Annotated in this window: 11 protein-coding genes and 2 tRNA genes; 7 read left to right on the plus strand and 6 right to left on the minus strand. The window is 31.9% G+C overall.

Annotated features, from left to right (window positions below; all coding sequences use genetic code 11):
- Positions 1-705: 705 nt before the first annotated feature.
- From K9L97_02740 to K9L97_02755, 4 genes are all read right to left on the minus strand, one after another.
- The gene (locus tag K9L97_02740; protein ID MCF7871929.1) at positions 706-1110 is read right to left on the minus strand and encodes a hypothetical protein; all 405 of its coding nucleotides are present in this window, start codon (positions 1108-1110) and stop codon (positions 706-708) included.
- Complete coding sequence (locus K9L97_02745) at positions 1110-3083, minus strand: transglutaminase-like domain-containing protein (protein ID MCF7871930.1); 1974 nt, start codon at positions 3081-3083, stop codon at positions 1110-1112. The genes K9L97_02740 and K9L97_02745 overlap by 1 nt, the downstream gene beginning before the upstream one ends.
- Before the next feature lie 252 nt (positions 3084-3335).
- On the minus strand, positions 3336-5465 hold the full coding sequence (locus K9L97_02750) for a hypothetical protein (GenBank protein ID MCF7871931.1): 2130 nt from the start codon (positions 5463-5465) through the stop codon (positions 3336-3338).
- Between the two features lie 147 nt (positions 5466-5612).
- Positions 5613-6587, minus strand: a complete 975-nt coding sequence (locus tag K9L97_02755) for a hypothetical protein (GenBank protein ID MCF7871932.1) — start codon at positions 6585-6587, stop codon at positions 5613-5615.
- A gap of 198 nt (positions 6588-6785) precedes the next feature.
- Between K9L97_02755 and K9L97_02760 the strand changes: the two genes are divergently transcribed.
- The 4 genes from K9L97_02760 (at position 6786) to K9L97_02775 (ending at position 8297) form a co-directional block, all read left to right on the plus strand.
- A tRNA-Ser gene (locus tag K9L97_02760) sits at positions 6786-6912 on the plus strand.
- Between the two features lie 27 nt (positions 6913-6939).
- Positions 6940-7194: a hypothetical protein gene (locus K9L97_02765; GenBank protein MCF7871933.1), complete on the plus strand. Its 255-nt coding sequence runs from the start codon at positions 6940-6942 to the stop codon at positions 7192-7194.
- 282 nt (positions 7195-7476) lie between these two features.
- Positions 7477-7551, plus strand: a tRNA-Met gene (locus K9L97_02770).
- Positions 7552-7772: 221 nt separating this feature from the next.
- Entirely contained in the window at positions 7773-8297 is a 525-nt protein-coding gene (locus K9L97_02775) for a hypothetical protein (GenBank protein MCF7871934.1), read from the plus strand.
- A gap of 40 nt (positions 8298-8337) precedes the next feature.
- Here K9L97_02775 and K9L97_02780 read toward each other — a convergent pair whose 3' ends face one another.
- Positions 8338-8580, minus strand: coding sequence for a hypothetical protein (locus K9L97_02780; protein MCF7871935.1), 243 nt, complete (start codon positions 8578-8580; stop codon positions 8338-8340).
- 243 nt (positions 8581-8823) lie between these two features.
- Positions 8824-9267 (minus strand): hypothetical protein, encoded by a 444-nt coding sequence (locus tag K9L97_02785; protein MCF7871936.1) that lies wholly within the window; start codon positions 9265-9267, stop codon positions 8824-8826.
- A 291-nt stretch (positions 9268-9558) separates the two neighbouring features.
- Here K9L97_02785 and K9L97_02790 point away from each other — a divergent pair, with 291 nt between their 5' ends.
- The 3 genes from K9L97_02790 to K9L97_02800 are packed head-to-tail and all read left to right on the plus strand — an operon-like array spanning position 9559 to position 10891.
- A complete protein-coding gene (locus K9L97_02790; protein MCF7871937.1) occupies positions 9559-9948 on the plus strand; it encodes a hypothetical protein in 390 nt (129 codons plus the stop codon).
- Positions 9949-9959: 11 nt separating this feature from the next.
- A complete protein-coding gene (locus tag K9L97_02795; GenBank protein ID MCF7871938.1) occupies positions 9960-10367 on the plus strand; it encodes a hypothetical protein in 408 nt (135 codons plus the stop codon).
- Between the two features lie 8 nt (positions 10368-10375).
- On the plus strand, positions 10376-10891 hold the full coding sequence (locus K9L97_02800; GenBank protein MCF7871939.1) for a hypothetical protein: 516 nt from the start codon (positions 10376-10378) through the stop codon (positions 10889-10891).
- The last annotated feature ends 141 nt before the right edge of the window (positions 10892-11032 follow it).

The following is an 11032-nucleotide window of genomic DNA, read 5'->3' on the forward strand; positions in this document are numbered from 1 at the left end:
GAATGAGCATTTTTGAGCAGGTCAGGATACGACAAAAGCAAAGCTTTTGTGTACAATAAATGCAAAGCATTTATTTGTATTAAACCCCTCGCGCTAACGCGCAATAATGAAAACGTAAAAAAAATTGCTGAAACAAGCCATCCTCATCTTAAAAGGTAGAGCTTTAACGATTATTACTTAATCGCAAATTTTTGAACATATAAAGCAAGACGCCATTCACAAACATCTTAAAAAGTGGACCTTTGGTTTTCGTATGTAAAAAAATATTTTTTTAGCTTTTTTTACATTGGTTTCTTTTGTAGTTGTGTGTTTTGAGCTTTAAAAAACAATTTAGAAAAGAATTTCTCAAAAGCATTAGCCATCCTAAAATTTGTTCATCCTAACAAATGTTTCAGAATTGTTTCAGAACTAATTGTTCGTGTTTCAAAAAACATTATTTTCAATATAGAAACTAAATGACTTATTTGTTGTTTTTTACTACTGAAGAAAAAACACAAAAAACATAGTTATTCGACGAGAAACACAGAAAGTTTTATATACTAGTTATAATTCTCCAATATACGCATATCTATACTAGGTGATAACACTGAAACAACTCATAATACGAAATCAACATTTCTCAAGAACCCTATCAAACAGGTTCAATAATTACAGATTAAAAGCAAAAACAAAAACATACACCTTTGATATCCGGTGCGAATCAAACTACATCGCCGCGTAAACAAACACTTCTAAATATAAAAACAAACAAATAAACAAATTAATAACATACGAAATAAAGCAAACAACACAATAAGTTCTAACTCTAAAAAATAACAAGTAAGCCAAATAAAAAGAAAATAAAACCCCGAAAACAGAAACTAAGAAAGCAACCAAATAAAAACTAAAAAAAGACATAACAAAAATAAACGAATAAAAAAACAATCCAACAACATAATTTTTAACGCCAAACAAAGAACCATAACTACTCAAAAAAACATTAGAACAAGAAATATTATAAGAAAAATCGCAAAACGGCTTAAAACCAAAATCGTTCTTTCTAAAATCAAAATAAGCGACATATAAAGAAATCAAAATTCCAAAACAAAGCAAAACAAAAACAATTAACATCACAAACCACCAACAAAATTGTTAACATACACCCCAACAAAATTAAAAAACATCAAGATAGACTCAAAAAAATTAGAATCCACTCTAGAACTCAAAACATCCTCAACAACAAATTCTTTATTTAATAAATCATGATAAGTCACTTTAATAAGAAACTCATTTTCACCAACTTTCAAATTTTTAGCGGGCACTAAATAAGAAAACTGATGAATAGACTCCAAAGAATCAAAATTCCAAGTTTCAGAAAAAAAATCATGAACTAATTCAACACTAACGTTAAAAGCATCTCCAGAAACCTCAATTAGAGAAAAAGAAACATTCAACAAATCGTCATAATCTACAACATCAGGAACTGACAAAAAACCAAAATCTACCCTGATATCATCAACAACATTAACACTAACAAAACTTTGCTCAACAAACGGAAGTTTCTTAGCCTCGACAACAAAAGTCCTAAATCCGGGTTCATTAAAAGAATAATTTAATACAACAAAATCATACATATCAGGCGTAGCAACAACACAATCTCTTTGATCCACACAAACCCTCACATTCTCATTTCGATCATTATTAATAGTACAATGAACCTCTAAAGACTCATTAACATAAACTGATTTCTTATCAGGAATGCACCTAAAATTTATATTAGAATCAATTTGAGAAACAGAATTAACCGCAAAAACTTGAGCAGCTTCAAAGGAAAATTTTTGAGAACTCTTCTTAGATGAAAAACTCCTAGAAACATTAAACCCACCAGCCGTATAAACAAACATAGGAAATTCATAAATATAATTATCTAAATGATTGTCATCAACCCTCAAAATCCAAGAAACTTCCGTTTCATCTCCGGGAAGCAATAATAAATCCTTAGTGAACTCATCCAAAACATCAACCCCTTTCATAGACGCTACAGTCAAAGGAAAAGCAACATAATAATCATTTAAATTTCTAACATTAGCCTTAAGAACATTATAAGAACCAAACCCAACATCATCAGATAAATACTCTAAATCGACAACAACATTTTCTTTTAAAACAACTCCTTTTTCTAAAATGAAATTATCCATAGAATGCTTGCCAGGCACCAAATCAACTCCAGAACCCCTCCAAGAATAACCTGTGTTAAAACGCTCACTATCCAAACCTTGATCTAACTTAATATGAGACGCGTCAACAAACCCCAACTGATTGTAAGTAGGATCAAAAGGAACCCAACCATAATCTGGAAAATAAACTTCTGCCCAACCATGAGGCCCCCAACGATCAATAAACAAATCACTATCTGTATAAGCCACACCTGTAACAACCCTTGCAGGAATACCTAAAGAACGAACCATAGAAACAAATAAGTTAGACATCTCATCACAAACACCCCTCCTATTTTCTAAAACCCAACTAGAAGGTAAACTAGCATCGGCAGTCACACTACTCAAATTATAATCAATATTAGTATTTACCCAATCTGCAATCTTAAAAACCACAACAAACAAATCATCCTCCTCATTAGCCAATTTAGAAGCCAAATCTCTAATATCATCATTAATATCTATTAACTCAGTCTCAGAAGTATAATAAACAAAATCATAATCTAAATCATTCAAAGGAAAATCTACTTTTTTATCAATTCTTAAAGGAGATGCATACGTCTTAGTAGAAAAATCAATAACAAAATCAAAATCTTGCAATACATCGGTTGAATAATACGCAGAATCTCCTCTTATAAGAGAACTTGGACTGCTAGAGACACTCAAAACTTCCTGCCTATAATCCTCAACAGGCAACCAACTATAATTAATACTAGCCTGTTCTAGAAAAGAATTAGAATTCTTCTTAACAAAAGAAATAGGAATAGTAATAGATGTATCAACCACCAAATACTCAACAGAATTAACATCGCTTTCCAAAGCAAACACAGGAAAAGAAAATAAAACTACAAAAAACAAATACACAAATAAAACAAACTTAAAGCTCATACAAATCTAAATAAAATAAAGATTTATAAAATTTCTTAAAGAAAAGGACATATCGCGCACATCAGCATTACACCAGAGTTCAATTTAGAGAAACACAATTTGGAACACGTTAAAGATCTATGTTTCTTCGATAAAAAACTTAGACTGCAAAGCAACTAACAACACTCCATAACACGAAAAAGAAAGACTTAGAGCACTCCCTAAAGAAAAAACAAGTTTAAATGCATAAAACAAAAAAAAGATAAAAAAAATTTAATTTGTGCTTATAACAGAAAACCAAGGTTTTTTAGAACTAACAGAGCCAGTATCTATGTCAACACTCACCTCAGATTTTCCAGTTATAGGAATAAATCCTAAAACATTGTATTTCTTTTCAGATTTTGAAACATACTTAACTTCATTTCCAACTTCCTTAAGCTCTAAATCTGAATACTTAGCTCCAAGAACCTCTTTTGCTTTCTCACTCGCAACAGAAGGCAAAACTTTAACAAGTTTCTTCCCGGAATCAGTCTCTAAAGAAATACCTTCATTATCAGTTACAACAGCATTTCTAGTCTTAACAGCATAACCTTCAACATCTAAAATTGTTTCAAGCTTCTTAGAATCCGTCGAAATCTTAACTTGCTTTTCAACATCCTTGAATTTCACAGGAATTTCAACATCCTCACTTAAGGGAATCCGTTTACTTTCCTTCTTGTCATTTAGAGTTATCATAGATTTACTACCAGGCATGATTCTTATTTCATCAACAGAAAAATCATCTTCTGAACCAGAAACTACAAATCCATTAATTGTCTTTCTAATTTTTATCTTGGGACAAAGACAACCATCCTCAACTTCGACACAACCAGGCTGACAAACATATACAAAATTTTCATCTGAATCAGATACTTCAATAGGTATAGATTCCTCTAATGATTTTCCATCCTTAGAAACAGAAATCGTCACAAAATCAGGATTCACAGCTTTCAAATAAATATAATAGTATGAATCACCTAAAACAAATTGCTGTTTACCATATTTCTTAAGGTTAAGAGTTGCATCATTTCCACTATTGTAAACATGGAATTTAAAATAAGCAACACTAGGCTCTTCATCAGACGTATAATCTGAAACTCCATCATACTGCAATTTTAAACCATCTTCAAAATAAACATAAGCTCCCTCTTCAACTCTTGAATAAGCGCCGAACTGCGCCTTATTACCATTTAAAGGAACTATTTCCTCATCACTGCTATCTGAATCACTCTCATATAATCTAATCTTAGCTTTTGTTAAAGAAGAACTTTCCTTACTATCCTCAAATCCAAGCAAAGTGAACTTATGGCCTTTGAATAAATCTATAGTCTCTCCAACCTTAACTGTAACAATTTTAGAGTCCACAACCTCATTTTCAGAAGCTGAAACATATTTCAAAAACTTAACTTTAAATCTAGCATACGGATCCATACATTTTTTCTCTGAAACTGCAGATCTCTGAACACATCTTATCTCTTCTAAAAAAACCTGAGGCTCAAAAGATACATAATCAAAACCTTCAAAATTCTTTCCTTTGTAAAAAACTTTCTGATAATCTTCATACACAACAGCATAGTTACCTACATATGTATTAACATCCTCAAAAAATTCTCCAGAATACTTAAGACTAAACAAAGGCAAATCTCTACCCACGGAATTCTTAACAAAAATTTTAAAATCGTTAAAACCAAGAGAGCTATCTTCTTGAACTCTAAATCTCCTAAAAATTATTGAATCTCCATCCTCATAATCTTCAGCACTTGAAAGAGAAATCCAAGCATTCATTTTACCATCAGCATCGACATAATAATCATCTAATCTGAAAAGCAAAACATCACCTACCAAATACCATGAATCCTTCTTAAAAGAAAGCCAGTCCTCAAATGTAGGATCTTGGTTAGGTATAGGAATCTCAGTTATACTACCAGGATTTGTATCTGTACCACCAACATCATATTCAGGAGGAAGTCTTTCTTCACTTCTTGAAATAACAAGAGTGGCAATCTCATTTTCAGGAACATACTCATCTGCAACAACAACATAAGTACCAATAGTTTGAGCATAATCATAATTATCAGAAACCTTCAAATAATAAACATTCGGATCAAACGAACCATCAAAATCAACGATACCCATTTTAACTACAACAATAAAATTGCTGTCACAAACAATTCCTATAGGACATTCGCTTAACTCAACATCTGTAAATTCAATCATCAAATCTCCAACTGTCATTGTATCTCCAAGACCTATTTCTATCTTTTCTTCAGAACTAGTAGAAACCAATTCTTGAGCAAACACTGTAGAAGACAACAAAGTTACAACCACAATGAATACCATAAACAAATTCATAAATTTCTTCATTTTATACCTCCGACAAAAAATTGTCATGAAATAAGTAAAGTAAAACAAATACTTAAACTTTGACCGGACCAACATCAATAAAAAAAGACTAAAAACAGTCAAAGATTAAAAATGAAGCTTTAAAAAAGTCCAAATCGTGAAAATAAGCTAATTCAAGCTTAAAAACCATTTTGTGAGGTAAATACGCTTGCTTTTACCAAATTTTTCAACCAAAACTATCTTCTTAGATTCCAAACCATCAAGAACTCTCATCAAAGAAGTCTTAGCAATACCAGCACCATGAACAATATCGGCCTGAGAAACAAAACCAGCCTCAGAACCAATAGAATCAACTAAGAAATTAACAACCAAACGCTCCTTAACAGAAAGAACTTTCAAAATATCTTCCCTACTAGAATTACCACTAACCACAACAGACTCAGACAAATCTCTTTTAGTACCATAACGAACAACTAAAAAAACTAAAACAGCAAAAACAACAATACCAACAAAAACAAAATAAATAAATGAAAAACCACCACGATCAACAGGAACTTCAACAACCAAAGACAACAAATCACCCTCCACAACACTAAACTCAGAAGAATCAACAAAATCCTCAAACGCAAAACGAGCAACACAACGACCAAGAGGCAAAAAATCAACAGAAACCAAACCAAAATCGTCAGAAGAAAAATAACCCTGCAACCCATAAGGACGCCTACAATCAACCTTAACAAGAACATCAGATACCTGACGGCCAGATAAATCAACAAACTCTAACTCCAAAGAACCAACAGGCAAAAAATACAACAAAAACTCACTATCCGAACCATCAAAAACAAACTGAGACTCCGCAAAAAAATCAAAACCATCAGAACTAAAATCATCAAAAGCAAACAAAACAGAATGAACCCCTACAGGAACAGACAACAAAACAGAACCCTCACTATCCAAAGAAACAAAACCTTCCAAAGAACCATTATCAACATCCACTAAATAATACAAAGAACCATTACTAAAATCAACAGACCCCTCAAAAACATCAAAATAAAACCTAACATCAACATTCTCAGCAGAAACTAAAAAAGAACAAAATACAAACAAAAAAACAACAACCAATAAAAACCGTAAAAATCTCATAAAAACAAAATAGAAACACGCATATAAAAAGTTTTTCAAACACAAAACACTAAACATAAACAACCACACAAAATCCAAAACAAATTTCTCAAAAAACACACATAATAAACTCCAAAAAGACGTAAACCAAACACCGACAACAAAAACTGGAAACCTTTAAAAACAAAGAACGATTCTAAAACCCAAAACACAACATATGCCCAGGTCGCATAGCCTGGTATTGCGCAGGATTGCTAAGCACAAAAAAAAACGTGTTTCAGAAAACCTACAATACCGCAAACATCCTGTCCCTCTGGGATCGTGGGTTCAAATCCCACCCTGGGCGTCCTAATCTAAAAAAAAGGAAACAACAGTGAACAAAAAAATAATAAATGCAGCAACACTAAGCACAATAAGCCTAGCAACAATAACACTAACACCAATAAGCCTAACAGCGAGCATACTATCACTAATCTACAGCTATAAAGGAACCAAACAAGGAAAAAAAGAAAACTGCAAAAAAAGCATCACGACAGGAATAATAACTCTACTAATAGCATCAACAATCCTAACAATACACCTACAACACCTAACACACACCTCACTACAAATAGCAAACATGCTCTAAACAACAAACAACATCTAAAAAAATATGCAAGAAATAAAGAAAATAGCTCTCTAATTCTACTTAAAAACACAAAGACAAATCATCACACCAAGACACAAAAAGTGTCAACCCCTCAGCCACACAGCAAATACAAAAAAACAATAGTTTCTAGCATGCCAAAAATCAAAGATTTTGTGTAAGTCAGGGCATTAAACCCTATCTTCGGCACACAATAATTAACCGACCAACAACACATTGACAAAGTTTATAAAGAACCATTAATTCATCTGCCCTACTACGCATAGCGGAGTAGGGCAGTCAGGAGTGCCCGCAGGGCTCATAACCCTGAGGTCGGTAGTTCAAATCTACCCTCCGCTATTTTCTAAAAAATAGTGTGTGATTAAAAAAAACAAAAATTACAAGTAAACTACAAATATTTACCATACAGACAATACAAGCAGACACTAATAACTATAAAAATTAAAAAAAACAATAAAAAAACAAAACAACAATATTTTTATGAAAAAAACATCAAAAAACACAGAATTCTCCGAAAAAACAAGCAACAAACCAATAAAGGACGAGCAACAGTCAAAAACATGATAAAAAACCTAAAAAACGACTATCAATTAAGAGGTAGAGCTTTTGAACACATAGCAAGAACACTACTTCGAAGAGAAAGAAAAAACAATTTCATATTTGACACAAAACAATTTGATTCTTTTGAAGAAATAAAAACAAAATACAGACTAAAAATAACTAAAGACCTAAAAGATATAGAAACATATTTTAAAACAAATCAAATAAAAACAGATCTAATAGAATTTATATTAAACAATAAAACGGATAGGATAATAGAAAAAATAAATTTCTACGAGGTAAAAACCAGAAAACACGACTCAAAAAGAAAATACTACGAAACATGCCTTTCAAACCATGAATTCATAGAAACAATGCAAAATAAGAACTACGAATGTTTCATAATAAGCATAATACTATTTGAAAACTGGACTTTTAGCTTCAAATTACACCAATACAACGAAGTACTTCTAAGAATATATGATTCGACAATAAAGAAAACCATTGGATTCACAAAGAACAACAAACTAATTAAAAAAACTTAGAAAAAATATGCTACACTATAAAAAACAAGAATAAAAAAAATTAACCTCTAGTCCTAGATCGTTTATCACTCATTCTTCTTTCAACAATCTCAGGTGCAGGCTTATTCCTATTAAACCTTAAGAACTTCTCGACTTTCTCTTCATCAATCTTCTTCTGTTTTTGCTGCTCATCATCCAAATCAGGAAAATTAATATCTAAAGCACCTGGCTTTTCCCTATGAAACTTAGCATATTTCTCTTTTTTTGCACTTACCTTCTTAACTTTCTTTTTCTTACCGCTCATAATAACAACCTCTTGAACGTTTAATAACTTAACAATAATGGAAAAATAGCACCCTTTAAAAGAATTATGCTTTTAACAACGCCAAAAAAAACAAAAAACAACACATTCTCAAACATTTTAAAAACAACAAAAAAACAACAAAATCTTAAACTTACAATTAACAAATGAAAGAAAAACAGAAAGAAAGACAAAAAAATAAAAAGAAGAACCTAAAAAAAAATAAAAAAAATAATATCTAAATACTTAATTCCATGACCCGTCAACAGAACCGGAATGAGTAATTGTTTGACCAGTCTGATTATTCACATAATTAAATTTCAAAGTTCCTTTAAACTGATCACCAGCAGTCATATTTTCATCACAATCCCATGTCAAAATGAAATTTTCTCCATTACTGATCTCAGACTTATCTGAAGTAAAGTTTCCAAGCGTACAATCAGAACCAGTTTCAGGATCTACACCCGCATTTGAGGAACCATCAGCAATGTTTATCTTTACACCTTTATTATTCTTAAAGGCAATTTCAATTTCTCCACCATCTGCTCTTAACTGTGCAGTATCAAGATTTGGTAGCGGCGCCGGAAACACCGTTCTTTCGGGAAGTATCGTCTGTGGGCTAAGCACTCCGAAATATGCTAAAGCTCCAATAGCTAACAAAACAACTAATATTGCCCAACCATAAGTCATTAAAAACTCCATGGCTGCTTGTCCTTTATTTTTCATATTATTCACCTCTCATTTATCATAAAATGAAGTAATACAAATAATGACATCAATCATTTATAAATATTTCTATTTATCCGGGAAAAAGTATATTAGTATCATAAAAAGAACAAAAAAACAAAAAAAACAAAAAAGACAAGAAAGTTGCAAAAGTTTAAATACAAAAGAATAAGAAAAAAAGACGAGAGGTGGGATTAAATCAATTCTAAAAAAAAGGTACCAAAAACTAAAAAGACAAGAAAAGGTCAAATAGCAATGGAATACTTAGCAGTATTCTCAATAACAATACTACTAACAATACCCATGGTAATAATATTCATGACACAAACAAATAACCTAAAACTGCAAGTAATAAACTCCCAAATAGACAAAGCAACAACAGAGATATCAGACACAGCAGAAGAAGTATCCTATATGGGATACCCCGCACAAAAAACAATAAGAGTGAGCTTCCCAGAAGGAATACAAAGCATAACTCTAAACAACAAAACAATAAAAATAAACGTAACAACAGCAGAACTAAACTACGAATACACAAAAGAAACAACACCAACAATAACAGGAACCATAGAAACATACAAAGGCCCCCACATTCTAAAAATAAAAGCAGAAAACAACTACATAAACATAACAGAAACAACATAAAAACCAAAAAAATGAAAAACCAAAAAAAAGCACAAATAGCACTCGAATTCATACTCCTAAGCATACTAGGATTTTTCATACTATTCACAACAATAATAGCACTAGGATCATTCTCAGCACAAAAAACACAAGAAAAAATAATGATAGAAGCAGAAGACCTAGGAAGAAGCATACAACAAGAACTACTAATCGCAGCAGATCTACAAGACGGGTACCAAAGAACAATAAACATACCTGAACAAATAGAAGACAAAAAAATACAAATAACAACAGGCACAACAACAATAGACACAGGATACTTCACATTCACACTAGACCAAATAGAACTATACTACGAAACACCAAAAATAACAGGAACACTAAAAACCGGAGATAACCAAATAACCAAAACAAACAACACAATAACCATAACAAACTAAAAAAAACAATGAAAAACAAACCCAATAAAAAAGCACAAGCCCTAACAACAGACTTCATAATAGGACTACTAATGTTCATCTTCCTACTAATAACCGCAATAACAATAATAGTAGAACTAACACCAAACTCAAACTACGAAACACTATACAATAACAACATATACATATCAGAATCACTACTAACAAGCGGATTCCCACAAAACTGGAATAGCACAACAGCAATAATACCTGGAATAACAACAAACCAAAGAATAAACGAAACAAAACTAGCACAATTTGACAACATAAGCTACGAAAAAACAAAAACACTACTACACACAGAAAGCGAATACATCTTCTTCTTTGAAAACCAAACAGGAATAATGAACATAAGCACAAAATGCACAAGAGGACACCCAATACAAACAGACAACGACTGCACACCACAACTCGAACAAATAAACTATGACAACTTAGCAAAAACAGAAAGATTCACAATATACAAATCACAAATCGTCAAACTCACAATATACTCTTGGAACTAAAAAAAAATCAAGATAAGTTAAGAGCACCCACCTCTGAAGAAGTGGGTATGCTTCGCACCTAGCGGTGCTCGGCTCTTAACTTTCAATATTCACGTAAAGATTTTTGCAAATCTTTATGTTGAGACTGTTGGATATATTTCC

It is taken from the genome of Candidatus Woesearchaeota archaeon (genome assembly GCA_021735165.1).
In the GTDB taxonomy this organism is placed as follows: domain Archaea; phylum Nanobdellota; class Nanobdellia; order Woesearchaeales; family 21-14-0-10-32-9; genus JAIPET01.

Coding starts and splice junctions, on each gene's coding strand:
- K9L97_02745 (MCF7871930.1), bottom strand. CDS start 3,083: ATGAGCTTTAAGTTTGTTTTATTTGTGTATTTGTTTTTTGTAGTTTTA.
- K9L97_02790 (MCF7871937.1), top strand. CDS start 9,559: ATGGAATACTTAGCAGTATTCTCAATAACAATACTACTAACAATACCC.
- K9L97_02800 (MCF7871939.1), top strand. CDS start 10,376: ATGAAAAACAAACCCAATAAAAAAGCACAAGCCCTAACAACAGACTTC.
- K9L97_02750 (MCF7871931.1), bottom strand. CDS start 5,465: ATGAAGAAATTTATGAATTTGTTTATGGTATTCATTGTGGTTGTAACT.
- K9L97_02740 (MCF7871929.1), bottom strand. CDS start 1,110: ATGTTAATTGTTTTTGTTTTGCTTTGTTTTGGAATTTTGATTTCTTTA.
- K9L97_02755 (MCF7871932.1), bottom strand. CDS start 6,587: ATGAGATTTTTACGGTTTTTATTGGTTGTTGTTTTTTTGTTTGTATTT.
- K9L97_02795 (MCF7871938.1), top strand. CDS start 9,960: ATGAAAAACCAAAAAAAAGCACAAATAGCACTCGAATTCATACTCCTA.
- K9L97_02780 (MCF7871935.1), bottom strand. CDS start 8,580: ATGAGCGGTAAGAAAAAGAAAGTTAAGAAGGTAAGTGCAAAAAAAGAG.
- K9L97_02785 (MCF7871936.1), bottom strand. CDS start 9,267: ATGACTTATGGTTGGGCAATATTAGTTGTTTTGTTAGCTATTGGAGCT.
- K9L97_02775 (MCF7871934.1), top strand. CDS start 7,773: ATGATAAAAAACCTAAAAAACGACTATCAATTAAGAGGTAGAGCTTTT.